The organism is Thalassotalea sp. ND16A (assembly GCF_000764205.1).
Classification (GTDB): domain Bacteria; phylum Pseudomonadota; class Gammaproteobacteria; order Enterobacterales; family Alteromonadaceae; genus Thalassotalea_A.
The window spans coordinates 19,419-45,199 of sequence record NZ_JQDZ01000114.1; the positions used below are offsets into that span (position 1 = coordinate 19,419).

The 25,781-nt window shown below is 40.7% G+C and carries 24 protein-coding genes; 11 read left to right on the forward strand and 13 right to left on the reverse strand.

Features of this window, described 5'->3' with window-relative positions; genetic code table 11:
* Positions 1-47: 47 nt before the first annotated feature.
* Genes ND16A_RS02535 through sdhC form a run of 4 tightly spaced genes read right to left on the reverse strand, consistent with a single transcriptional unit; the run spans position 48 to position 3,256 of the window.
* A complete protein-coding gene (locus ND16A_RS02535; protein ID WP_033079021.1) occupies positions 48-758 on the reverse strand; it encodes a succinate dehydrogenase iron-sulfur subunit in 711 nt (236 codons plus the stop codon).
* A gap of 12 nt (positions 759-770) precedes the next feature.
* Positions 771-2,540 (reverse strand): succinate dehydrogenase flavoprotein subunit, encoded by a 1,770-nt coding sequence (gene sdhA / locus ND16A_RS02530; protein WP_033079022.1) that lies wholly within the window; start codon positions 2,538-2,540, stop codon positions 771-773.
* Entirely contained in the window at positions 2,541-2,888 is a 348-nt protein-coding gene (gene sdhD / locus ND16A_RS02525; protein WP_033079023.1) for a succinate dehydrogenase, hydrophobic membrane anchor protein, read from the reverse strand.
* Positions 2,882-3,256 (reverse strand): succinate dehydrogenase, cytochrome b556 subunit, encoded by a 375-nt coding sequence (sdhC, locus tag ND16A_RS02520; RefSeq protein ID WP_033079024.1) that lies wholly within the window; start codon positions 3,254-3,256, stop codon positions 2,882-2,884. The genes sdhD and sdhC overlap by 7 nt, the downstream gene beginning before the upstream one ends.
* Before the next feature lie 511 nt (positions 3,257-3,767).
* Between sdhC and ND16A_RS02515 the strand changes: the two genes are divergently transcribed.
* Both ND16A_RS02515 and ND16A_RS02510 read left to right on the forward strand, forming a co-directional pair.
* On the forward strand, positions 3,768-5,057 hold the full coding sequence (locus ND16A_RS02515; protein WP_033079025.1) for a citrate synthase: 1,290 nt from the start codon (positions 3,768-3,770) through the stop codon (positions 5,055-5,057).
* Positions 5,058-5,414: 357 nt separating this feature from the next.
* Complete coding sequence (locus ND16A_RS02510) at positions 5,415-6,488, forward strand: hybrid sensor histidine kinase/response regulator (RefSeq protein WP_052073293.1); 1,074 nt, start codon at positions 5,415-5,417, stop codon at positions 6,486-6,488.
* Here the strand turns inward: ND16A_RS02510 and ND16A_RS02505 are convergent.
* The 3 genes from ND16A_RS02505 to bamC form a co-directional block, all read right to left on the reverse strand.
* Positions 6,485-7,390, reverse strand: a complete 906-nt coding sequence (locus ND16A_RS02505; RefSeq protein WP_033079026.1) for an ABC transporter ATP-binding protein — start codon at positions 7,388-7,390, stop codon at positions 6,485-6,487. The genes ND16A_RS02510 and ND16A_RS02505 overlap by 4 nt on opposite strands.
* A complete protein-coding gene (locus tag ND16A_RS02500) occupies positions 7,387-8,208 on the reverse strand; it encodes an ABC transporter permease subunit (protein ID WP_033079027.1) in 822 nt (273 codons plus the stop codon). Before ND16A_RS02500 ends, ND16A_RS02505 begins: the two co-directional genes overlap by 4 nt.
* 355 nt (positions 8,209-8,563) lie before the next feature.
* Entirely contained in the window at positions 8,564-9,643 is a 1,080-nt protein-coding gene (bamC, locus tag ND16A_RS02495) for an outer membrane protein assembly factor BamC (RefSeq protein ID WP_033079028.1), read from the reverse strand.
* Positions 9,644-10,096: 453 nt separating this feature from the next.
* On the opposite strand from bamC, the gene bcp reads away from it, so the two are divergent.
* Positions 10,097-10,570, forward strand: coding sequence for a thioredoxin-dependent thiol peroxidase (bcp, locus tag ND16A_RS02490; RefSeq protein ID WP_033079030.1), 474 nt, complete (start codon positions 10,097-10,099; stop codon positions 10,568-10,570).
* Positions 10,571-10,658: 88 nt separating this feature from the next.
* Here bcp and ND16A_RS02485 read toward each other — a convergent pair whose 3' ends face one another.
* Both ND16A_RS02485 and ND16A_RS02480 read right to left on the reverse strand, forming a co-directional pair.
* Complete coding sequence (locus ND16A_RS02485) at positions 10,659-11,729, reverse strand: AI-2E family transporter (protein WP_033079031.1); 1,071 nt, start codon at positions 11,727-11,729, stop codon at positions 10,659-10,661.
* 7 nt (positions 11,730-11,736) lie between these two features.
* Positions 11,737-11,964: a sulfurtransferase TusA family protein gene (locus ND16A_RS02480; RefSeq protein ID WP_052073294.1), complete on the reverse strand. Its 228-nt coding sequence runs from the start codon at positions 11,962-11,964 to the stop codon at positions 11,737-11,739.
* Between the two features lie 227 nt (positions 11,965-12,191).
* On the opposite strand from ND16A_RS02480, the gene ND16A_RS02475 reads away from it, so the two are divergent.
* From ND16A_RS02475 to ND16A_RS02460, 4 genes are all read left to right on the forward strand, one after another.
* Positions 12,192-13,655, forward strand: coding sequence for a M48 family metalloprotease (locus ND16A_RS02475; RefSeq protein WP_152593930.1), 1,464 nt, complete (start codon positions 12,192-12,194; stop codon positions 13,653-13,655).
* A 67-nt stretch (positions 13,656-13,722) separates the two neighbouring features.
* On the forward strand, positions 13,723-14,073 hold the full coding sequence (gene arsC, locus ND16A_RS02470) for an arsenate reductase (glutaredoxin) (RefSeq protein ID WP_033079033.1): 351 nt from the start codon (positions 13,723-13,725) through the stop codon (positions 14,071-14,073).
* The gene (locus ND16A_RS02465) at positions 14,073-14,516 is read left to right on the forward strand and encodes a DUF2069 domain-containing protein (protein ID WP_033079034.1); all 444 of its coding nucleotides are present in this window, start codon (positions 14,073-14,075) and stop codon (positions 14,514-14,516) included. The genes arsC and ND16A_RS02465 overlap by 1 nt, the downstream gene beginning before the upstream one ends.
* Before the next feature lie 43 nt (positions 14,517-14,559).
* Positions 14,560-16,461 (forward strand): hypothetical protein, encoded by a 1,902-nt coding sequence (locus tag ND16A_RS02460; RefSeq protein ID WP_052073295.1) that lies wholly within the window; start codon positions 14,560-14,562, stop codon positions 16,459-16,461.
* A 363-nt stretch (positions 16,462-16,824) separates the two neighbouring features.
* Here the strand turns inward: ND16A_RS02460 and hda are convergent, their stop codons facing one another.
* Together hda and ND16A_RS02450 are read right to left on the reverse strand one after the other, a co-directional pair.
* Positions 16,825-17,523 carry a DnaA regulatory inactivator Hda gene (gene hda, locus ND16A_RS02455; RefSeq protein WP_033079036.1) on the reverse strand — a complete coding sequence of 233 codons (699 nt, stop codon included), beginning with the start codon at positions 17,521-17,523 and terminating at the stop codon, positions 16,825-16,827.
* 2 nt (positions 17,524-17,525) lie between these two features.
* Complete coding sequence (locus ND16A_RS02450; RefSeq protein ID WP_033079037.1) at positions 17,526-18,629, reverse strand: DUF2066 domain-containing protein; 1,104 nt, start codon at positions 18,627-18,629, stop codon at positions 17,526-17,528.
* 406 nt (positions 18,630-19,035) lie between these two features.
* On the opposite strand from ND16A_RS02450, the gene purM reads away from it, so the two are divergent.
* The 3 genes from purM to ND16A_RS0119695 all read left to right on the forward strand — a co-directional run bounded on the left by purM (position 19,036) and on the right by ND16A_RS0119695 (position 21,614).
* Complete coding sequence (gene purM, locus ND16A_RS02445) at positions 19,036-20,076, forward strand: phosphoribosylformylglycinamidine cyclo-ligase (protein ID WP_033079038.1); 1,041 nt, start codon at positions 19,036-19,038, stop codon at positions 20,074-20,076.
* Position 20,077: 1 nt separating this feature from the next.
* Positions 20,078-20,728 (forward strand): phosphoribosylglycinamide formyltransferase, encoded by a 651-nt coding sequence (purN, locus tag ND16A_RS02440; RefSeq protein ID WP_033079039.1) that lies wholly within the window; start codon positions 20,078-20,080, stop codon positions 20,726-20,728.
* A 112-nt stretch (positions 20,729-20,840) separates the two neighbouring features.
* Positions 20,841-21,614 carry a DUF3108 domain-containing protein gene (locus ND16A_RS0119695; RefSeq protein WP_052073296.1) on the forward strand — a complete coding sequence of 258 codons (774 nt, stop codon included), beginning with the start codon at positions 20,841-20,843 and terminating at the stop codon, positions 21,612-21,614.
* Here ND16A_RS0119695 and ND16A_RS02435 read toward each other — a convergent pair.
* Positions 21,611-22,399 carry a class II glutamine amidotransferase gene (locus ND16A_RS02435; RefSeq protein ID WP_033079040.1) on the reverse strand — a complete coding sequence of 263 codons (789 nt, stop codon included), beginning with the start codon at positions 22,397-22,399 and terminating at the stop codon, positions 21,611-21,613. The two genes, ND16A_RS0119695 and ND16A_RS02435, sit on opposite strands and share 4 nt — an antisense overlap.
* A 216-nt stretch (positions 22,400-22,615) precedes the next feature.
* Between ND16A_RS02435 and fadE the strand changes: the two genes are divergently transcribed.
* Entirely contained in the window at positions 22,616-25,084 is a 2,469-nt protein-coding gene (fadE, locus tag ND16A_RS02430; protein ID WP_052073297.1) for an acyl-CoA dehydrogenase FadE, read from the forward strand.
* An 88-nt stretch (positions 25,085-25,172) separates the two neighbouring features.
* Here fadE and ND16A_RS02425 read toward each other — a convergent pair whose 3' ends face one another.
* The gene (locus ND16A_RS02425; RefSeq protein WP_033079041.1) at positions 25,173-25,607 is read right to left on the reverse strand and encodes an SRPBCC family protein; all 435 of its coding nucleotides are present in this window, start codon (positions 25,605-25,607) and stop codon (positions 25,173-25,175) included.
* Positions 25,608-25,781: the final 174 nt, after the last annotated feature.

A 25,781-nucleotide genomic window follows, 5' to 3' on the forward strand; every position in this document is an offset into this window, starting at 1 on the left:
TTACACGTCCGGCTAATACTAATCTTTTATAAGGTTAGTACTTTTAGTTATACCGCTCTTTGTAGCAACATTGACTTAATTGAACCAATGGCCTTAGTAGGGTTAAGCCCTTTAGGACATACGTCAACACAGTTCATGATGCCGTGACAACGGAAAACGCTGTACGCGTCTTGTAAGTCGTCTAAACGTTCATCGGTAGCAGTATCACGGCTATCGATTAAGAATCGATAAGCATGTAATAGTCCTGCTGGGCCAATGAACTTATCTGGATTCCACCAGAAAGATGGACAAGATGTTGAACAACAAGCACATAAAATACACTCGTATAAGCCATCTAGCTTCTCACGCTCTTCAATCGATTGTAAGTGTTCACGGCTTGGCTGTTCTTTACCATCATTGATTAAATATGGTTTGATTTTTTCATATTGATTATAGAACTGAGTCATATCAATAATTAAATCACGTACTACAGGTAAACCCGGTAATGGACGTAACACAATAACGTTTGCTTTTACGTCTGACAATGGGGTGATACATGCAAGGCCATTCTTGCCGTTCATGTTTAAACCATCACTACCACACACACCTTCACGACATGAACGACGGAAAGATAAGGTGGCATCATCTTCTTTTAACAGAATTAATGCGTCTAATACCATCATGTCTGAGCCTTCTGGAACTTCCAGCTCATAGTCTTTCATGTAAGGTTTAGCGTCAACATCAGGGTTGTAACGATAAATTGAAAACTTCTGAATCATCTCAGCTGCTCCTTAGTAAGTTCTTGCTTTCGGTGGGAAAGCATCACGGTGTACAGGTTCCATGTTTACATCACGCTTGGTCATCTCTTCCGTTTGTGGAGAGTAGATTGAGTGACATAACCAGTTAGCATCATCACGTTCAGTGAAATCTTGACGGGCATGAGCACCACGAGATTCAGTACGGAAGTTTGCCGCTTTGGCACTGCAGAATGCTGTTTCCATTAAGTTATCTAATTCTAAACACTCGATACGTTGAGTATTAAATTCAGATGACTTGTCGTCTAGGCGAGCATGTTGTAGACGTTCACGGATTTCCGTTAACTCTTTCATGCCTTGGGCCATCGCTTCACCTTCACGGAATACCGAGAAGTTCATTTGCATACAGTTTTGTAAGTCTTTACGGATTTGAGTCGGACATTCGCCCTTGTCACTTCCTTCCCAACGATTGTAACGTGAAAGCGCTGCGTCTAAGTCTGACTCAGATGCGTCTTTACCGTTTTGCGTATCGTTTAAGTAAGTACCTAAGAAGTTACCTGCCGCACGACCAAATACCACTAAATCAAGCAGTGAGTTACCACCTAAGCGGTTTGCACCGTGTACAGATACACAAGCGATTTCACCAACAGCGAATAAACCTTCAACCACTTTTTCAGTACCATCGGCACCGATTGATAATGCTTGACCGTTAACGTTACAAGGTACACCACCCATTTGGTAATGACAGGTAGGAATAACTGGAATTGGCGCTTCAGCAGGATCAATGTGAGCAAATGTTTTCGATAAATCACATACTCCTGGTAGACGCTTGTAAAGAGTCTCGCGACCTAAGTGATCAAGTTTCAGTTGAATGTGCTTACCAAATTGTGGATGGTCAAGACCACGACCTTCACGAATTTCTGTCATCATTGAACGAGCAACAACGTCACGACCGGCTAAATCTTTAGCATTTGGTGCGTAGCGTTCCATGAAACGTTCGCCGTCTTTATTCAGCAGGTAACCACCTTCACCACGACAACCTTCAGTAACCAGTACACCAGCACCGGCGATACCCGTTGGGTGGAATTGCCACATTTCCATATCTTGCATTTGTACGCCAGCACGAAGCGACATACCAACACCGTCACCAGTGTTAATGTGAGCATTTGTCGTTGATGCGAAAATACGACCTGCACCACCTGTTGCTAATACTGTGGCACGAGCCTTGAAGTAAACCACTTCACCTGTCTCGATACAAACGGCAGTACAACCAACAACGTTGCCATCATCATTTTTTACTAAATCGAGTGCATACCATTCAGAGAAAACGTTAGTTTTGTTTTTCACGTTCTGTTGGTATAAACAGTGAAGCAGTGCGTGACCGGTACGGTCAGCCGCAGCTGCGGTACGTGCCGCTTGCTCGCCACCAAAATTCTTTGACTGGCCGCCAAACGGACGTTGGTAAATTTTACCTTCTTCGGTACGAGAGAAAGGCAGACCCATTTTCTCAAGTTCGATGATCGCTTCCGGACCGGTTTTACACATGTATTCGATAGCGTCTTGGTCACCGATAAAATCAGAACCTTTAACCGTATCGTACATGTGTTGTTCCCAGTGATCTTCATGAGCGTTACCTAACGCTACGGTGATACCACCTTGCGCCGATACCGTATGAGAACGAGTAGGGAACACTTTTGAAATCAAGGCACAAGACTGGCCTGATTCAGAGATTGCTAATGCAGCGCGCATACCCGCGCCGCCTGCGCCAATTACGATGGCGTCAAATTCACGAACAGGAACGCTCACTTACACACCCCACACAGTTAATAATACCGCTGCAACATAAACAAACAGGGTAAGAGTAAATAAAAATTGTAATAGACCACGTAACATAGTGTTTTTTACGTAGTCTGTTAATACTTGCCAAATACCTATCCATGCGTGGAACAGTACGGCAACAACGGCAAGTATTGTGAATATTTGCATGGCAAGGTTTGAAAATAAACCATGCCAGATTTCAAAGGTTACTTCCGGTGTAATAATGAAGAACCCCATCATGAAGATGCTGTATAAAGCTAAAACGATTGCGCTAGCGCGTAACAAGATAAAATCATGTACACCACTGCGACCTAAAGTTGCTGCGTTAGTTACCATAACCAGACTCCTGCTACTACAGATAATACGATCCAAAGAGCAATAACGAACTTGGCACTAGTTTGCCCCGAGCCTTTCTCTTCTAGATGACCTAGATCCATAATTAAGTGGCGAATGCCGCCGACAAAATGATACGTAAGAGCAGAAACGATGCCCCACATGATAAACTTAAAGAATGCTCCGTTTAAACATTCTTTAACAGAAGCGAAACCTTCTGCCGATGAAAGAGATAATGAAAGTGTCCAGATTAAGATACCTACAGCAAAAAACATCATCACACCACTAACGCGATGTAAGATAGAGGCTTTACCAGCTGCCGGTAAGTTGATTGTGGTTAAATCAAGATTTACAGGTCTTTGTTTTTTCACAGTTCTTGCCTAAAAAGTTATTTGTCTAACTATTATTTGTGAATGTATGTTTTTATTTTCTAAGAACTCAAAATAAAAAGATACGCTACTTTAGTAAAGTATTTCGGGTTTTGAGCCAATTACGCAAATGTGATAAAGCATGTCGCAATTAGATCGACCAAATTATATAGAGGTATATATTGAATTACAATTTTAACGGGTGTTTTTTAATGAATGTTCTGAATAAGTTTAGTGAATGGTAATGATTAGGTCAAAAATCAGCCTAAAGTCTAATTTTATTGGCTGTAAATAACTTTTAAATTGACTTACTACCCCCTTAGTAGAGTAGAATATCGGCAATTTTATATTCATGATTATTGACTAAGTTTTCAAAACATTTGATTTATGACAAATGTTTCTCAATTGTCATCGCATACAATTACAAAAATTTGCCCTATCACGGGCAATGCAAAATAATAAACAAAGATTAGATAAATAGAACGTACATTATAGATAATATAGAGGATGAACTATGGCTGAGAATAAAGCCACGCTAAGCATTGCAGGTAAAGAGATAGCAGAGTTACCGATTCTTTCAGGTACTGCTGGTAACGACGTAATCGATATCCGTACATTAGGTAGCAAAGGCTATTTTACATATGACCCTGGCTTTTTAGCTACGGCATCTTGTGAATCTGAAATCACTTACATTGATGGCGGTAAAGGCATTCTACAACATCGCGGTTATGCGATTGACGATTTAGCCAAGAAAGCAGATTATTTGGAAGTTTGTTACATTCTTCTAAATGGCCAGGCGCCGAACCAAGAACAGTATGATGAATTTATCGAAGTTATCACTAACCATACTATGGTGCATGAGAAGTTAGCCAGTTTCTTCCAGGGCTTCTTACCAGACGCCCATCCGATGGCAATGCTTTGTGGTGTAGTTGGTGCATTATCATCATTCTACCACTCAGATTTAGATATCGATGCAGCAGACCAGCGTTTACGTTGCTCACATCGCTTAATTGCGAAAATGCCAACTATCGCAGCCATGGCCTATAAATACAGCATCGGTCAACCGTTCGTATATCCACGTAACGATTTATCGTATTCAGAAAACTTCTTACACATGATGTTCTCTGTGCCGGCTGCAGAATACAAGGTTAGCCCTACCCTTGCGCAAGCAATGGATCGCATATTTATTCTTCATGCAGATCACGAACAAAACGCATCGACTTCAACCGTTCGATTAGCGGGTTCATCTGGTGCTAACCCATATGCATGTATTGCTGCTGGCGTTGCTTCCCTTTGGGGCCCTGCCCACGGTGGTGCTAACGAAGCATGCTTAACCATGTTAGAAGAAATTGGCAGTGTTGACCGAGTGGACGAATTTGTTGCCAAAGCGAAAGACAAAGCAGATCCATTCCGCTTAATGGGCTTTGGTCATCGTGTTTACAAAAACTTCGACCCGCGCGCTACCGTGATGCGTGAAACTTGTCATGAAGTGTTAAAAGAGCTAGGTGTTAAAGACCCATTATTAGATGTGGCAATGGCACTTGAAAAAGTTGCTCTTGAAGACCCATACTTTATCGAGAAAAAATTATACCCTAACGTAGATTTCTACTCAGGTATCATCTTAAAAGCTATCGGTATTCCAACTAGCATGTTCACCGTTATTTTTGCGATGTCACGTACGGTTGGCTGGTGCGCACACTGGGATGAGATGTTAACTCAACCAGGCCAAAAAATTGGTCGCCCACGTCAAAACTATACCGGTGAAATAAATAAAGAGTTTTCCCCTTTAAGCTCGCACAAGTAGAGCTTGCAAAGACTAATTTTTTAGTCATAAAACATCAAACCAAAGGCAGCTTTTAGCTGCCTTTTTTATACATGGATGTATTTATCCTCTCGAGCCAGGGACGGTGGATAGAGAGGGTTTATACCTGGATGTATTTTCCTAGACTACCAAGGGCGGTATATCGCTAGGGTTTGTACTCGGGTGTGTTTATCCGTTTTACCCCATGAAAAAGTTGTCTACACATTTATTCAAATTGGTATAATCAACTCAGCTTATGTAGATTGCGATTAAATGTTGCTTTATTCACTGTTTAGCAATAAATTTAAGTTGTAAGTTCTATACTTTACCATTGAACATTAAGTGAATAACTATTCAACTATGACAACAGAAACAAAAGCTAAAAATACCATATTAGTGGTAGACGATGAGCCCGGTAATATCGATTTAGCATCAGCTCTATTACGAGATAATTATAAAGTTAAAGCGGCTACTAATGGTAAAGTTGCACTCAAAATAGCGCAAGCAGACCCTAATATTGATTTGATATTACTAGACATTATGATGCCAGAAATGGATGGCTTTGAGGTCTGTAAGCAACTACAATCCAGTCCTTCTACAAAAAGCATACCGGTAATATTTTTAACCGCAAAAACCGAAGTTGCTGATATCACACGTGGCTTCACTTTAGGTGCGGTAGATTACATCACTAAACCACTGCAGCCTGAAATTTTAAAGGCACGAGTAAACACCCATATTACCTTGCGTGAAAGTCAAATCGCCCTGAAAAATCAAGTTGAAACGTTAATTGAAAATGCCAAGTTGCGAGACGATATCGAAAAACTGACCCACCACGACTTAAAAGGTCCACTTGGGGTGATTTTATTCGAGTTACCGAAAATTGCCGACAAAGTCGTGGCCAGATCGATAGAAGAATCGATCAATAATGTGCTGAATATGGTGAACAACACGCTCGATGTTTTTAAAATTGAAAGTGGCACTTACCCGCTCAATCCTGACATGGTGGATATCAATCATTTGGTTGATAGAGCAATAAAATCAGTAAGCCGTTTAACGAAAAAAAAAGGGATCAACTTTCACATCGAATCTGAACATGCGGCAACGTATATGAACGGAGAAAAATTGTTATGCCTGTCAATTTTTAACAACTTAATTAAAAATGCGGTTGAAGCTTCTCCCGATAATGGAAATATTTATATCAGCCTTAGTGAAAAAAACGACAAAGTAGAATTTAAATTAAAAAATACCGGTGCCATCCCCGCAGAGTTACGAACAAGCTTATTCGAGAAATTTTCGTCTTCAAATCACCTTAGAGGTTCAGGGTTAGGCGCTTACTCGGCTAAACTGATGACCGAAGCGCAACAAGGTGAAATCGGTTTTACTATTATTGATGAAACCTTCACTGAATTTACCGTGTTAATGCCCGCTTATTAATCACTAAACAACTGATTTTCCAGAGTTCTGCCATTAATCAGCTGCCGATAGCGCCATTTATTTTGATAACAAAGTTTTAGAATTTCGATATCTATTGGCTGTTCAGCAGACAGTGTTTGCACACTGATTTGATATTCCTTATCTTGTGAGTTTACCACCGAAGTCACCCATTTTAAGGAACTGAGTGCGGCTATCAAATCAGGCTGCTGTTGCTCCATTCTTAAGGTGAAAAAACTCAGGTTGTCCTCTGCGTTTAATGATTGATGTTGTTGTAAATGCCCCAGATCAAGGTAAAGAACCTGATCGCATAAGCGTTCAAGCTCACTTAAGTCATGAGAACTTAGGATAAAGGTAATATCGGAAGAAAGTGTCGCAACAAGTTCTCTTACTTCTCTTGCATGCTTAGGGTCAAGACCAGCTGTCGCTTCATCTAACATGACTATTTCAGGTGCACCAATTAACGCTTGGGCAATTGTCACACGTTTGCGCATGCCATGAGATAACGATCCTGGTTTCTCGGTTAAGACTTCACTTAAACCTACCAATTCTAGCGTGCGTTCAGCTTCAATGTGAGCTTCACGTTTTGAAAACCCTTGCAATTGCGCATAGAAGGATAACTGTTGCGCAATAGCAAAACGAGGATCTAATTGCGCATCTTGCGGTAGCGCCGATAGCCGGGACAAGTTTTTATGACTCGCAGGCTGTTCACCAAAGACAGTAACACTTCCTGATGATGGTTTAAGGTAGCCGCATAAAATGCTAAACAGTGTGGTCTTACCCGCACCGTTTGGCCCAACCAGCGCCACTGGTCCACCCCGTTCAATTTCAAAATCAACGTCACACAATGCGTGGTTTGAACCAAAAAATTTATTTAATTGTTGTGCTTTAATTAAACAGCTCATAGCGAACTCCTTTTCATCAACAAATGCGCTAATAGCAGGTAAGCCGACATTTGTAGCACTGGTATCGCATAAATTGCGTAACTAAATTGCTTAGGGTTTATCGCCTGGTCAATTTGCATTCCCGGAAACAGATAATTTAACTGGCTAACAACGCTAAATTTATAGCCTACAAAGCCAATGATTAGCGGTAAAATACCAAAAAACAACACAGTGAATACCAAAGCCTGTTTCGATGATTTGGCGAAACAATTAAAAAACGCCATCAACGCAATAAAAGGCAAAACAACAATGAAAAGTTCAATGAACAATTCAACAGCTTTTTTCGTACCAGGCAAAAATAAACTGCCATCGCGAAAGCTGGCAATAAGTACTGCAGCGATTAAGGTGATGGCAATTAACGTGGCATTGATGATCAATTGTCCGAGAAAGCGGCCATAGATAATTTCTGCCCGAGTTGCCCTTAAAGAAATAAAACGCAGCGTTCCTCTAATGCGATCTGAGCAGGTTTGATCACTGGCAATGACAAGCGCAAACATCGGAAAAGAATAAATGGCAATGAGCCAGTACATGGCGAGCTCTGGGACTGGCCACTTTAACAAAGAGGCCAAACCAAAAGCGCCAAAGACGTCTTTGGCGATATCTTTAAACATCGCCGAATAAATAAAATCTACCGCAGAATTGACCGGGTAATACAAGATCAAAAACCAGGTAGTCGCAAACGCCAATAGCGCCATAACGCCACTTTTGGTTAAAAACAGTCTTACTAATTCAAATTTGGCCAAACACCAAACCCGATGCACACTAAATTGCCAGAGCATAGTTTTCACTCAACATAGTTATCATTCAATCCTGTTATCAATTAAAATGTAGTTAAAATTCAATTTAATCAACTTGATTCTCTCTATAGCAGAGTATTATCAAGTGATTAAAATAGCGAACATTATTTGCCTACAGAAAAAATTTCTAACAATTAATAACCTTCTAAAGGCGTCCGGCCTGTCAGGTATAAGTACGTCCTGAAATTACGCGAGGTTAAAACCCCGCCAACCGGGTAAGAAAATTGTTCTGCGAGTTCTGCAAGCCCCTCTAAAGGTTTCCCGCCTGAAGGTATAAGTATATCCATATACAAAAAAAGCTCCCGAGGGAGCTTTTTAATAATAAGTTGCAAGCAATTTATCTAAAAGAAAGTGCTGGCTCTAATACTTCAAAGTTTTTATCAAGCAACTCTTTGGTAATGATTTGTTGTTGAGCATCTTTGATCACTAGGGATGTTTTCTCACCAGTGGTTTGTAAATGAAATTGATAACTGCCACTTTCAAGTAAAATAACAGGTACATCATCACCCCAGATTGAATCCCATAAACTCGGTTCAGTACGGGTATATTCCACTTCGTAAAAATACTTTTCTTCGTTTAAATCTGTTACTACAAAATTATATTTTTCAAAAAAACCTGGCAGATAAGACCATAACTCATCAATTGGGTAATCAATAATATAAGCGGGTTCTTCTTTCACCGATTGACCTAAGGTAACAATTTGCATGTTTGCCCGGGCAATTCTGTCTTCTTTATTATTTAATCGATAATGGTAATCCAGTTGCGAGGTAACAGCATTGATCATACCCATTTCTACACGTTGTTGCTCGATAGGGTCAATTTTTTTGGTTGATCCCTTGCCTGACGTAAACATATAGTCAATGAGTTCAACATTTAAACCAATACTACGGCCATGAGGTTTGGTTACCAACGAATAACGAAAGCGCCAGCTTTCGGTCAAGTCGACACTTTTCCAAAATAGGTGGCCACTTTCTTTTTCAACATGAAACCAATCTGACTCCCACACATTGTTGTCAGCATCGCTGCTAGAGAATTCAACACTTTCACTGGCAAGGTAGTCACTAATCGCTTTAATCACTTGCTCACGTAAATCGCGGTTATCGTCTACTTTGTCGTACCAAATTTCAGCACTTTTATCGAATTCATCAATTCGGCTGCCAGAAGCAAGAGGCAAAACCAACGCTGGGGCACGAATATCTACTTTCTTGCCAACCGGGTTATCGTTGCCTTTCACATCTGGGATGCTGTACTTATCATGTTTTGGTGGCGCGGTTAGATCTGAAGGGACTTTTAACTCTTCATTGGCTTGAATGTTTACGTAATCAAAATTACCTTTGGCTTGTTTACGGGTTTCTACACCGCTACAAGCAGTAAGAGATAAAGTTAATAAAGAAAAATAAATTATACGGCGATCCATTAAAACTCCCGAGGAAAAAGCCTGTCATACTATAGGTATGTCTACGGTTAAATTATCAGCCAAATGCACACAGCACGGCTGGTTAAGTAACTTTATTTGTTATTTACGCTGCAATTTGAATAGTTTTATGATTCAAATTGAAACATTGAGATGTTTTGATTTAATTGCTGGCAAAAAGTTCCTAAAAAATCTCGATTTATTTAGATTGATAACGAAACTGTATAGTGCGATTAAAGTTGCGGTTTATGGTACTTGGCTGAAGTTGCAAACACAAGTTTTACTCACTGTGGTTCGCTAATTTTTATCGGCAAAACTATAAATTGTGCTGATAACTCATTACAATAATCAAAAACAGCCGTAGCGCTAGTACAATTTTATAATAAGATTGATGTTAGCAACTTGATTTTGCATCTCTGGCAAACAAGCGTATTACTAAATACTTTAAGGAATTACATGAACACTTTACAAGCTGGCGATAACGCTCCGCGATTTTCATTACCCGATCAAAACAACGAGATGGTTTCACTTGCTGATTTCATCAATAAAAAGCGCGTACTCGTCTATTTTTACCCAAAAGCGATGACACCAGGTTGTACCGTACAGGCACAAGGCTTGCGAGACAGTAAAGCTCAGCTTGAACAGTTAAACACCGTGGTCTTTGGCATCAGTCCAGATGAAGTAAAACGGCTGGATAAATTTTGTCTTCGCGACGAATTAAATTTCAGCTTGCTATCCGATGTTGATCACAATGTTGCCGATCAATTTGGCGTTTGGGGGCTGAAAAAGTTTATGGGCCGAGAATATGACGGTATTCACCGTTTGAGTTTTCTAATTGGCCTTGATGGTAAAGTTGAAAAAGTTTTCAATAAGTTTAAAACCAAAAATCATCATGACGTTGTGTTGGCAGCGATTGCAGAATTAACCTAGACATTTTGTAAATGCTTCGTCCAAAAAAAGGCGATACCCGGTTTGGGTATCGCCTTTTCTGATTGCTTGCTATAAAACTCGGATGAACTTAAGCGCTTACCGTTTCGGTAATTTCTTCTGCTGGCCAGGCATTAATGACGGCTTTCACCAGAGTTGCCAGCGGGATGGCGAAAAACACACCCCAAAAACCCCAGAGCCCACCAAACAAAATCACCGCAATAATTATCGCCACCGGGTGTAAGTTCACCGCTTCGGAAAATAATAATGGTACTAAAATATTGCCATCAATCACCTGGATAATGCCATAAGCTAGCATTAAATAACCAAATTCTGGACTGAAGCCCCATTGAAATAAGCCCACCAGACAAACTGGAATCGTTACTACCGTAGCTCCCACGTAAGGGACCAGTACCGACAAGCCCACTAAGGCACCGAGTAACACCGCATATCTTAAATCAAGAAATAAGAACGCGATAGTTGAAGCTATGCCGATAATTAAAATCTCAATGACTTTGCCACGTATGTAGTTATGAATTTGCTGATGCATTTCGCTGGCCACCTGAGTGGTTAAACGGCGTTCTTTCGGCAGAAAACGGGCAGCATTGTCGATCATTGCAGCTCTGTCTTTTAAAAAGAAAAACACCATTAACGGCACTAAAATCAAATAGATCAATAAAGCTACTAAGTCTGAAATAGAGTTCAAAGAGGCCTCTAACACCAATTGCCCCCAGACTAACAAATTTTCTTTAACCGATGCGATAACGGTATCAATTTGTTCGGCTTTAATAAGATCCGGATACGTTTCTGGCAAGGCTAATAAGTAAGAATTACCCTCGACCAACATTTGTGGCACTTCTGAGACTAAATTTGATGTTTGCTGCCACAGTACAGGTAGCAAGCCTAAAATGGTCAATAAACTGATACCAATAAAGATGATCATCACCAATATTACTGATTTATTTCGACTCAGGCCAAATTTTACAAACCGCAAAACCGGCGACTCAAGCAAGAAAGCAAATGCTACCGCCACTATCACCGGCATCAATAAGTTACCAAAGTAATAGAGCAATAAAAATGTAGTTAAAATAAATAAAGCAAGGGTTACAACATGGGGATCCGAAAATTTTTCTTTATACCAATCGACAATGTATTTAATCATTCAAAAATTACTCTTTTATTATCACTATCTCAATTGCATGGGCAGCGATTGATTTTTGGGTAAACGATATGCTTAGTTTGTTTAATAAACGTGGGATATCTTGTTTGGAGCCGGGATCGGACAAAAGTAGTGTTAGTTGCTCACCACAATTAAGTTGTTTTAACAGCAACTTGGTATTTACCAGTACCTGCGGACATTTATCCAACCGCGCATCATATTCCAGTATTTTTTGCATATTTAGCTTATTTACTACCGTTTGCCAAAATAGTATCAATTACAGAACTTTAAATAAACCTAATTCATTGTGCAAGTCACGATATAGGCTTGTAAAATAGCCCCACATAATCCAAAATAAGATGAATACAAGGAATGCGAATTTAAGAAAATAAATTGCAACTATATCCAGCTTTTATGCTCTAAGTTCAGATATTATCAACAGACCTCAGATGTACCAGGATGTTAATGAATAAAACCAGAAAATTTAAGCCCGCCGTTATTACCAGTTTTGTCGCGGGTTTATTATTTGCCCACTGTGCCCAGGCCCTGTCTACCGACAAAAACCAATTACCCGAAATTGGCACCTCGGCGATAAGCACCTTGTCATTAGATAAGGAAGGTCTTTATGGCAAGGCTATGATGAAATCCGTTAGAGCATCACAGCCAATAATTCAAGATCCTGTTCTCATTGAATACATCAATGATTTGGGTAATGAGTTAGTCAAAAATGCTGATGGAGTAAATTATCAATTTCAATTTTTCCTGATAAATAACAAAGAACTCAATGCCTTTGCATTTTTTGGTGGCCATATTGGCACACATTCAGGGTTAATCACCATGGCCGACAATGAAAGTGAACTTGCTTCCGTACTTTCTCATGAAATCGCCCATGTAACGCAACGTCATTTAGCACGAAAAATGGAAGCTCAAAGCCGCAACACGCCACTCAGTATTGCCGGGTTAATATCCGGAGTATTATTATCTTTAGTCAATCCACAAGCAGGTTTTGCTACTCTTAGTGCAACTATGGCGGCAACTCAACAAGCCGGTATCAATTACACCCGAAGCAATGAACAGGAAGCAGACCGAGTCGGTATGAGCATTTTGGTTGCGAGCGGTTTTGATCCTAACGGAGCACCTGACTTTTTTAAAAAAATGTCGGGCAAATATCGCTATACCTCAAAACCACCAGCAATGCTGCTGACTCACCCTTTACCGGATTCGCGTATCAGTGATTCAAGAAACCGCGCGCAAATGTACCCCAATAAGTTACTTGCACCAAGTTTAGATTTTGAACTGGCCAAAGCCAGGCTCAGAGCTAGATATGAAGGTAACGGCAAAGGTAACATTGCTATATTTGAAAACGAAATTCGCAAGCATAAATATCAGATTAAAGAGGCTGCACAATATGGTTTGGCGCTTTCTTACTTTGAGGATAAACAATACGCTAAAGCGGAAAAGCTATTATCAGAATTACTGAGCCAAGCGCCAAAAAATCTGTTTTATGCCGATGCGATGACCGATACTTTTATTGAGCAGAAAAAACATGATCAAGCTTTGGCAATGCTGAAAAAATTAAACTTGATCATGCCAAATAACCAAGTGGTTACGTTAAATTATGCCAACACCGCTTTAAGTGCAAAACAATACGATTTAGCCACCAGTTTGTTGCAAGATTTTTTAATTTTAAATCGAGAAAACTTTATCGGCCACGATTTATTAACACAAGTGTATCGCCGACAAAACAAAATGGCCGAAATGCACGGCCAACAAGCAGAAGTTTTCGCATTAATGGGCTTGTACCCGAAAGCAGTTGATGAGTTGCATACCGCCTATAATTTTTCGGAAAAAAATTCGTTAATGCAAAAGCGGATTAAAGCGAGAATATTACAATTTCAAGAAGAAGAAAATCAGCTGAAAAGATTGTAAGATTAAACAATAACATTGCTAATAATGCCCACAAGGCAAACCAACCTACTATTTAAAAGAGAATTACATGACAACATTAACGATATATCATAATCCACGTTGCTCAAAAAGCCGACAAACACTACAACTTATTGAGGCCGCTAATGTTGATGTAGAGATTGTTGAATATTTAAAAACGCCACTTAGCGCTGAAACGTTAGCAACTATTTTAAAATTACTGGCCGTTGAACCAAGAGCGATGATGCGAGTAAAAGAAAGCGAATATCGTGAGCAGAACCTTGCTGATCCAAGCTTAACCGAACAAGACTTGCTTGCTGCCATAGTGGCAACACCTAAATTATTAGAGCGTCCTATTGTCGTTACTAACAACAAAGCCTGTATTGGTCGCCCTCCTGAAAATGTATTAGCACTACTTTAATGACTATGAATGAGCGTAACCAGCACAAACAGCTATTTGCCACACACACACTAAAAAACATCACATTATTCGGTTATTTTGGTTTATTAATTTTTATGCCTGTCTGGCTGTTATTGTTAAGCCCTAGTGAAGGCTTATCGCCAATATTGTCGATGATGATGTTCACCCTGCCGTTATTGTTCCCACTAAAAGGCTTAGTGACAGGTAACCCTTACACTTATGCCTGGGCGAATTTTGTGGTGATGATTTACTTTTTGCACTCTCTTACCACATTATGGGTGTCGACTGACGAAACACTTTACGCATTAATTGAATTGTTTTTTGCAACAACTATGTTCTTAGCCGGGTCTTATTACTCAAAGTATCGAGGCCAAGAGCTTGGACTGAAAATCAAAAAGCTAAAACAAGAATTAGAAGAAGAAAAACAACGAGAACAGCAATAAATCAGCACTACTGTCGCGGTAGCGTTTGATAATAGGAATGACTATGAAATACCCAGCAATTTTATTAACCACAGTACTTGCATCTGCCTTAAACCTGGCGGGTTGTGGTGGCGGTAGCGGTAGCGGTAACGATGATGATCCAATCAATGAACCTACTCCCGGCTTAATGCAAAGTGATAGTAATCCGACAGCAGGCAGCAGTACCGAACTCATTTTGCTGCAGCCAAACCAAGACATCAGTCAGATATCCTGGCAGCAAACCAGCGGCCCAGTACAGGTAACGTTATTAAGTAGCAGCAAAGTTGTTGCCTTCACCATTCCAGTTTCTGGCGATTACAGCTTTAAAGTAGATTATCTCGATGGCTTTACCGCCAAGAGTGAAAGCATAAGCTTTAGCGCAAGCAGCGGTTCTAATAAAGTGGTTGCGCGCTTAGGTCACAGTGTGGTTGAACAAGGTGGAGTATCGTTAAGAGCATTCACCAGTAACGATATTGATACCTCTTCGATTACTTGGCAACAATTATCGGGCCCACAAGTGAGCTTTGATGTTGATAACACTAATACTGCGGTTACAATTTTTGATGTCCCTAGTGTATCTGCAGATTCAGTCATAGAATTAGAAGTCACCGCCAAAACCACTGCCGGTGACACCCATAAAGACAGAGTGTCTTTATTGATTGAAAATAGACCAAGCATAGTGAGCGGTGCGCTTTTTGATGATGCATTAGCAAACATACATGCTTATAACCCTGATTCAGCATTTGCCGATGCGTTAATTAAATGTGTTTACTCGAATCAAATTGAAAATAAGATCTCCACCTTTTGTGAATTATCTGAGTTACCAATATTGGCGAACACCAGCAATGGTTCAACCCCGAGCATTGAGCAGATAATGGATCGTGTCGTGGTATCGCACGACTGGATGGCAGAAAACTTTAGAGCCTATTTGGAGGCATTTGATAACCAAGATGACTTTAAAAACTTGCTCCGAGCCACCACTGCAATTGTCTTATCTTACGATGTGCGCCCTTCTTTCTATTGGGCAGCAACCGGAGCGATTTATTTAGATCCAAACAATTATTGGTTAACTGCGGAGCAGCGCGACACCATTAATGAAGCACCGGATTATCGTGCTAATTTAGGTGACGATTTACAATTCATTATGCCTTGGCGATATGTAAAAGAGAATAAAGATGTATCTTTTAATTATCCGGTTAACGACCGACTCAACCGCAGTTTAGTCGATATGAAATTTGAATTGGCTGACTTGCTCTATCATGAGTTAGCTCACGCAAACGACTATTTGCCACCAGCAGAGTGGTCTAGCGTGTCACCATCAGACAGCTTTTACGAAGCTGCCACTGATGTTGCTGAGATCTCTGATGACATGATTATTCGTTACCCATTACTGTCACAAGAAATGAAAGATTTAGCAGCAGTCCGATTCACCACGGAAAAAGAAGCAAATGATATTCAAAAAGCATATACCCCTGATGATGTGGCCACTTTTTACAAAGACGACATCGCCAATGGCTTTTACAATTACACCAATGAAAAAGAAGATTTAGGCATATTATTTGAATCGCTAATGATGTCATTACGCTACGGTGTTCAACGTGATACGGCGGTTACTACTCCTCCGGATCCAAATCCTAGCAAGCACGTAATTGTTGCCTGGGGGCAACGTGGCAGAATTGCAGAGCCAGGTATCAGTGAAAGAGCTGCTTATGTTACCGGTAGACTTTTACCTGAATTTGATCTTGACCTGATTGATAGTTTGCCATCGCCAATTCAAATGACCCCAGGTTTAGATTGGTGGGAAAACTTAGCGATCAGCCCGAATGTACCACAAGCCCTACATGTGCTACTACAGAAATCAAGTAATACCCTGCAACCAAAATTCCGAACCCATCAGCACCACGCAAGGCCTATGCCGAAGCACTAAGGACAAAGTACAAGGTACAAGGTACAAGGTACAAGGTACAAGGTACAAGGTACAAGCAGCATTGTTGGAGTCCCAAGTTTGTTTACAATACTCACTTGGGGCTTTTTTTTGCATGGGTGTGCTTATACCCATTACCAAATTCTAAAAAGAGCGCCGTCATCCCTGAGGAGCACTAGCGACATCAGGGACCTCATGAACCGCTATTGTGGTTTGGTTCGATACGCTTGCGGATTTAAAGCAGGATCTGTTTAGAAGCACGTTGTGAATTTAGGAGGTCCCACATCTCGCTAATGCTCGTGATGGGATGACGTTTAATTGTATCAAAAAAATTTATGCCGTCATTTCGTTTCTCGTTTCTCCTTCCTAAAACAACACTTCTTTGATAAACGGTATAGTAATTTTACGCTGCGCTTTAATTGAAGCTTTGTCGAGAATATCCAGACTTTCAAGCAAGTGATTCATGTCTCTAGATAAACGATTTAACAAAAATTTCACCGTTTCATCGTTCATTTCTATGCCTCGTAATTTTGCATGAAGTTGTAAAGCCTTGATCTTATCGCTATCTGACAGTGGCTTAATTTGTTCGGTATAGCCCCAAGTGATCCTGGAAACTAAATCAGGCAGAGTGATCAGTAAGCTATTAGCACTATTATTACCGGCAATAATTAACTTTTTGTTGTTTTCAATCACCCGGTTATAAAGATCAAAAATCCCTTGTTGCCATTGTTTATTACCGGCAATAAGGTGTAAATCATCCAGGCAAATTAAATCAACGTGTTCAAGGTTGGCCAACACTTCAACCGATAAATGCTTTATTTCAGATAAGGATAAACATAATGAGCTAAGCCCCAATTGTGATGCGTAAGCACAACTGGCATGCAATAGGTGTGATTTGCCCACGCTTTCCTGGCCAAATAAATAAAATCCATTGGTAGTTTTCGCCGGATGCTGAATAAATGCTTTTAGCTGCCCTAATATCGCGCCACTGTTAATGGCGAAGAAACTGTCAAACGTTTCATCATCAGGTAAATGTACCGCCAATGGCAATTGTTCTGTGTTCAATGTTAACCCTTCCAGAAAAAACTAAGTTGTTTATCTACATCCATCTGAGCCAGTGGATCGACATTTTCAACTAAACTATTTTCAAGTTTCAACGATTGCATAATGGCATTTTCGTCAGCAAGAATGTTTAACCGGAACAGCATTTTTTCACCGGCAACATTAATCAGTTTAACTTCTGACACCAAAGTTAAATTAGTTAAAAACTCACTGACGCCAACAAAGTCATGCATTGAAGTAACATTGGCTATCTCAATATCCAAATAGGTTTTCTTATCATTACTAAATACATACGAGTTTTGCTGATGTAGCTGTTCGGCCACATTATGGATAAGAGTGGTTAATAATTTATCTTTATCATCCGCTGAAATTTTATTTTGCAAAACCATACCATTTTGCAGCAGTTGCCAATCGGCAACAAACAGTGGTTGTTTACACACCTGCCCACACATCGTAATGTCAGGCTCCTCAATCAGGGTTGAGTTTGATATTCTAATAATCAACACCGCCTCCGCCAAATAGCGGCTAGACGCATTTAGTAAACGGTCTTGAAACCGGCCCCAGATATCACTTTTTGATACCTGCATGGTATCGGTTAAATCCATCAACGGAAAATTGACTGGCAAGCCTCTTTCACGCGCCGAAGAAATTATGGTTTGCTTCACGGTCAACGATGAGTCATCAATAATTTTGCGCTCTAAACCTTGCTCATCTATGGTCCAAACGGTGATTAACGGTCGATGTTTGCCCCAGATGCTGGCATTACTGTCTTGTAATAATTTATTAACTTTAGCTTCTTCAAAACTGGCCAACAAAAAAGTTTTGCCGTCTTTTTGGCTATAACGAAACTGGCTCAAGTAATTATTACTTTTTGCTAAGGCCGTTTTAATTTGTTTATTTGAATTTACAAATTTTTCTCCGGACAAACTCACCAGCACTTTTTTAAAGGCAAGTTTTGCCGCTTGTTGTTTTCCAGACGATGTGGCTTCAACAACGACTTCAGCTTGGTATAAATTGCTAACTTCAACCGCATGGGAGGGGAAAAAGACAGCAATTAGCGCAATAAACAAGCTAACTGTTGATTTTGGGAATGTTTTTCTTAAATTCATAGGCAAATATTATCATAAAGATTAACAATTTAACCAAGAAATAAATTATTTTCTCTCAAAGATTTTATATCTGTGCCAGCACTGGTAGAATATGTATACCCGTTTCCATTCAGGATGCAGGTTTCAGAGTGCTTGAGCAATTCTAATACAAGGCGCAGCTATACAGTAATGGTTATTCCCTTACAAATAGTTGCAACGAGGTAGTAGGATTGCTCAAGCGCTTCTTCGATGGGTTTAAAAACGATTTATGCAGCGTTATTAAGTTTAACAATGGAAGAACCATTATTTAAAATTAATGCCTTGCCTAAATCGTTTTTAACTCCCACTGAAATCCTACACTCTGAATGGAAACGCGTATAAAATTTTTACGTATTCTAATTTACTAATTACATGTTAAGGGTTCGAAGTGAGCGAGCAAAAACAATCTTTAAGCTATAAAGACGCTGGTGTTGATATTGATGCTGGTAATGCCTTGGTTGAAAACATCAAAGGCGCGGTAAAAAGCACGACTCGTCCAGAAGTGATGGGTGGCATTGGTGGTTTTGGCGCAATTTGCCAAATTCCAGCAGGTTATAAAGAGCCAGTGCTTATTTCGGGTACTGATGGTGTTGGTACCAAGTTACGTTTAGCGATCGATTTAAAAAGACACGACACCGTTGGTATCGATTTGGTTGCTATGTGTGTTAACGATTTATTGGTATTAGGTGCTGAACCTCTATACTTCCTTGATTATTATGCCACGGCAAAGCTCGATGTGAATGTAGCATCTGACGTTGTTAAAGGTATCGCTGAAGGCTGTATTCAATCTGGCTGTGCTCTGGTTGGCGGCGAAACGGCAGAAATGCCAGGCATGTACCATCAAGGCGACTACGATATCGCTGGTTTTTGTACCGGCATTGCAGAAAAATCTGAATTAATTACTGGTGACAATGTTGCAGCCGGCGATCAATTAATTGCCCTTGGCTCTTCGGGTCCACACTCAAATGGCTTCTCATTAATCCGTAAAGTTTTAGAAGTTAATAACACTGACACCAGTGAAATGTTAGCGGATAAAACTATTGCGGATCATTTATTAGAGCCAACCAAGATTTATGTTAAATCCACCTTAGCCATGCTCAAAGAAGTGAAAGCAAATGCCCTTTCTCACATCACCGGCGGTGGTTTCTGGGAAAACATTCCACGCGTATTGCCTAAAAACACCAAAGCAGTAGTCGATGGTAGCAGCTGGCAATGGCCTGAAATTTTTAACTGGTTACAACAAAAAGGTAACATCACTACGCATGAGATGTACCGTACCTTTAACTGTGGTGTTGGCATGATCATCGTAGTACCAAGCGATAAAGTTGCACAAAGTATTGAGATTTTAACCGCGCATGGCGAAAATGCCTGGCACATAGGTGAAATTCAAGCAGCAAATGACAACGAAGAACAAGTGGTAATTAACTAAAATGACGGCCCAGAAAAGAATTGTTGTTCTTATCTCGGGTAGTGGTACTAACTTGCAGGCTATCATTGATGCCTGCAAGAACCAATACATAGAGGGTGATGTGGTTGGTGTAGTATCAAATAAAGCCGATGTTTATGGTTTAACCCGAGCGCAAAATTCTGATATTGCCACCTGTGTGTTATCGCACAAAGAGTTTGACTCGCGCGAAGCCTATGACATTGAGCTCATTGCCAATATTGATACTTTTAAACCTGACTTGGTTATTCTCGCCGGTTTTATGCGCATATTAACCCCCGGTTTTGTGCAACATTTTCAAGGCAAGTTACTGAACATCCACCCTTCGCTATTGCCTAAATATCAAGGCCTGAATACGCATCAGCGTGCCATCGATGCGGGCGATAAAGAACATGGGGTTAGCGTACATTTTGTCACTGAAGAGCTCGATGGCGGCCCGGTCATTCTACAAGCGAAAGTACCTGTATTTGAAAGTGACAGTGCCGATGATCTGGCCTCGCGAGTGCATCAACAAGAACACCGTATCTATCCGTTAGTGGCGAAATGGTTCTGTCAATCTCGCCTCGCAATGTCTGCAGATTGTGCCAAACTTGATGGTAAAGCATTGCCTGAAAATGGCTATGCCAGCGAAGATTAACAGTATTAAAATTGGTATGAGAATTTTTTTGAACTAACTTACTGTTACCATACTCCAACTTTAGCTAACTCTAACAAAGTGTTAGCAACTAAAGTAAGCAATAAGGAACACTATGCGCAGTAAGTTTTTACCTCCCGTTATTATTGGCCTTGGCCTGTCCTACTTTTCTCAAGCGGCAGCTGCCAATGAAGTGGTCAGCCACATCGACGACTTTACCGCGAAGTACAATATTGTCCACGATGGCGACATTGTTGGCAAAGCGGTTAGAACATTAAAAAACCTTCCCGATGGCAGTTTCGACTTCAATTATAAAACCGACATTGAGTGGCTTATATTTTCTGATCACCGCCGTGAAATAACCACCAACAGAATTGTCAATGGCCAGGTTATCCCGCTAACTTATAAGTCAGATAGAGAAGGCACTGGTAAAGACAAGTTTTATGAATGGCGGTTTGATGCAGACAATAAAACCGCATACAACTTAAAAAAGAACAACAAACCGATGAAAGGTGAATGGGTAGATGGCTTACAAAGTAAGCTGAGTTATCACCTGCAATCTCGTATAAATTTGATCAATAAAAAGAAAGACTTCAATTTCAAAGCGTTAAGTAGCTCAGGTAAAGTGAGCAGCTATCACTACGAATACTTAGGCACAGAAGAACTGCTATTACCTTATGGGGTGTTAGATACGGTTAAATTGAAGCGTAAAAAACCAGGCTCTAAACAAGTCACTTATGCCTGGTTTGCCCCTGAGCTTAATTACATGATGGTGAAACTTCACCAAATAGAAAGCAGTTTTCAACAGTTTCAAGCAGAGCTGGTTTCGGTTGACCCAGATGTCAAAAAAGCAGCTAGCGCCAATTCCGAAGAAAATAACAAGAATTAAGAGAGCCGGTTGCCGCTAAAGGCAATTTCGCCCTTAACAAAAGCTAACCAATCACCCGCTTTTAATTTAATCCAGGTTTCATCCGCGGTGAGGGGCTGAGTAGCAATTACCGTAACCACATCATTTTCCGTGGTCTCTTTTTTAAAATCGATGGCAACATCGGTATCAATTAACTTGGCCGGGCCAAATGGTGCTCGCCGGGTGATCCAATGCAAATTATTCGAACAATAGGCAAAGATAAATTCACCATCACTCAAAATCAAATTAAACACCCCAAGTGGATCAATTAAACGACACAAGCTTGCCAGAAACTTAAACAGTGGCTCTTGTTCTGGCCGGCTATCACCAAATTTTACCCGTAACTGCTCTAAAATCCAGACAAATGCCTGTTCACTGTCGGTACAACCTATAGATAATAATTTATGAGTTTTAAGAATTTCTTGATAATTTGCTAACTGACCATTGTGTGCATAAGTAAAATTTCGTCCCCACAGTTCTCGAGAAAATGGGTGGGTGTTTTCTAAACTCACCGCACCGGCATTTGCCTGACGAATATGACACACTACGGCTTCGCTTTTGATCGGGTAATTGCTGACCAGTTTGGCAATTTCAGAATCGAAACTCGGTTGTGGATCTTTAAAAGTTCTACAGCCCTTGCCTTCATAAAAGGTAATCCCCCACCCATCTCGGTGCGGCCCGGTATTGCCACCTCGTTGCATTAACCCGGCAAAACTAAAACAAATATCCGTTGGTACATTGGCACTCATCGCCAATAATTCGCACATGCGCTGTTCCTATCACTATGTTTAAACTAACTCACACTATGTTATGCCATAGCGTTTGCTCATTTCAATTATTAGACATTATTTCAGTTTATTCGAATAACTGACAGGATGAATTATACTTATTGATACATTTAATTTGAATTATTAACAAAATGTTATTATGCTTAAATTAGTGGTCAGACCTCTCTCCCTGTCGTAATATATAAAGGATTTAATGTGGAATTTTTAATTGGCTTAGCCATAGCCCTTATCGTGACTAGTTATTTAGCTTACAACAGAGCTTCTTTAAGGGTATTTACCCTCGCTTTTACTGCCATGCTGTTTATTGGTTATATCTATAATTTTGTTGGAACATTCGCTTGGATAGTGTTTGTAGCTGTGGCCTTACCTCTCAATGTTCGAAGTTTACGTCAGCAATTAATTAGCTCCAAGTTACTCAAAGCTTTTCAAAAGATCATGCCCGAAATGTCTGACACCGAAAAAGACGCACTTAATGCCGGTACTACCTGGTTTGAAGCGGAGCTATTTAAAGGCGATCCTAACTGGGACAAATTGCACAAATTTCCACAACCAAGATTAACCCTCGAAGAGCAAGAGTTTCTCGATGGCCCGGTAGAAGAAGTCTGCCGTTTATGTGATGACTGGGAAACGACGCACGAAATAGCCGATTTATCCCCCGAAGTATGGCAATACTTAAAAGACAATAAGTTTTTTGCGATGATCATCAAAAAGCAATACGGCGGTTTAGAGTTTAGTGCCTACGCGCAATCTCGAGTTTTACAAAAACTCAGTGGTGTTTCTATTGTGTTGGCCAGTACCGTTGGCGTGCCCAACTCTTTAGGTCCTGGTGAACTATTGCAACACTACGGCACCAAAGAACAACAAGACCATTACCTGCCACGACTAGCTACCGGGGAAGAAATCCCTTGTTTTGCCTTAACTAGCCCAGAAGCAGGCTCTGATGCGGGTGCAATTCCTGATTTTGGTATTGTTTGTAAAGGCGAATTTGACGGCAAAGAAGTGCTGGGCATGCGCTTAACCTGGAATAAGCGTTACATTACTCTGGCGCCGATTGCTACCATTTTAGGTTTGGCATTCAAACTTTATGATCCGGATAATTTAATCGGTGAAGAGAGTGATTTAGGCATCACTTGCGCCTTGATCCCTACCGATATTGAAGGGGTGGTAACGGGTCGTAGACATTTCCCTTTGAACGTCCCCTTTCAAAATGGCCCGACTCAAGGTGAAAACATTTTTGTTCCGCTTGATTTTATCATCGGAGGTTCTGACATGGCGGGCCAAGGTTGGCGCATGCTGGTTGAATGTTTATCGGTAGGCCGGGCAATCACCCTGCCTTCAAATGCTGCCGGAGGCACCAAGCAGGTTGCTTTAGCTACTGGGGCTTACAGCCATATTCGTCGTCAATTCAAACTGCCTATTGGTAAAATGGAGGGGGTGGAAGAAGCTCTGGGTCGTATTGGTGGCAACGCTTATCTAATGGATGCGGTAACGACTATGTCTACCGGTGCGGTAGACTTAGGTGAAAAGCCATCGGTTGTTTCCGCCATTTGTAAATACCATTTAACCGAAAAAATGCGCAGCTGCATTATTGATGCTATGGATATTCATGGCGGTAAAGGGGTTTGCATGGGCCCGGCAAACTACCTGGCAAGGGGCTATCAAGGAGCCCCCATTGCCATTACGGTTGAAGGGGCAAACATTCTAACCCGCAACATGATTATTTACGGCCAGGGAGCAATACGTTGTCATCCCTATGTGCTGGCTGAGCTGGAAGCAGCGGCAAATCCAAACTTTGAACAAGCCGTTGAAGACTTTGATCAAGCAGTATTCGGGCATGTGGGCTTCACTATTTCGAATATGATCCGTTCGGTTTGGTTCTCATTATCGGCAGCGCATTTTGTAAAAGCACCATTTAAAGATAAGACCCATCGTTATTATCAAATTATGACGCGCTTTAGTTCAAACCTGGCCTTAATTTCAGACTTATCTATGGCTTCTCTTGGTGGCGACTTAAAGCGCCGTGAGCGTATTTCGGCCCGTCTGGGTGATGTATTAAGCTATTTATATTTAACCTCCGCTACGTTAAAACGTTTTAACGACGAAGGCCGAATAAAAGAAGACGAAGCATTAATGATGTGGGCCGTTGAAGATAGCTTATATAAATGTGAAAAGGCAATGTTAGAGTTAACTCAAAACTTCCCTAACCGCTTGCTTGGGAAACTGTTTAAGCTACTGGTTTTACCATTTGGCACCTCAATGAAAAAACCGAGTGATGTATTAGATCATAAAGTGGCTATGATTATACAAACCCCATCAGCGAGTCGAGACCGTCTAGGGAAAGGCCAGTATTTGAACCAAACAAATGGCAGTGTAACCGGACAGCTAGAAGCAACGTTAATCAACATCATTAAAGCTGAGAAGGTTATCGATAAAATCAACAAAGCCACTGGCAAAAGACACGCCATTATCAATCTTGATCAACTCGCCGATACTGCACTTGCCAATGGTTATATCTCAACCGAAGAAGCCGAGCTGCTTGTTGTTACTGAAAAGCAACGTAAAGCCGTGATTAACGTAGATGACTTTGAGACCATGGATTTAATCGCAAACCAGGAAAAGCATCAGGCAAACTTACCGGAGAAAAACAAAATTAAAGCCGCTTAAGCAAGAGCCGTTATAACCAACACCGCCGCTTAATACGCCAAAAGCCGTAGCATAATCGCTACGGCTTTTTAGCATTTACGGTTTAACACTATTGTGTTTCGGCAAAGGTTTTAAACTGGGTTAAATACTTGCACGACTGGCTTTTAAACATGCCAGGCAAAAGCATCGACATAAGCTTAACAAATCCCGTGCATTTAAATTCGTTTTTACAAATCCAGCGGGTTTTATTGTTGTCTAACTCAACAAATGAGTTTTCAACCAAATTCCATACGTTTTCAGTTTCATAAACCCCAGCAAATTTTTCAGGTAAATCTCTTATGGTGATGGTTTCAGTCATCACTATTTCTTTAGAACCCATCTTATAAGTCAGTTTAGATTCTGCCCCTACTTGTCCAGGAGCACCACTAACCGCCTCAAAGCTAATGAGATCCGGTTGCCAACGTTTCATGTTTTCACTGTCATCAAACAATTCAATAACACGTTGAACAGGCAAATCGATATCTATCTCTAACGTATAGTTCATAAGTCACTCTAATTTCTTCTACTCATTAACTATAAGAGAGAACGAGAATAATTCAATAATGTTGAGCCTTGAAGGCATCCCGTTATGCTTTTGCACGGGATCTCCGGGCAATACTCAGAAACAATTAACAACGTCATCCTGTGCGAGCTTAAGCGAGACACGGGACCTCCTTCA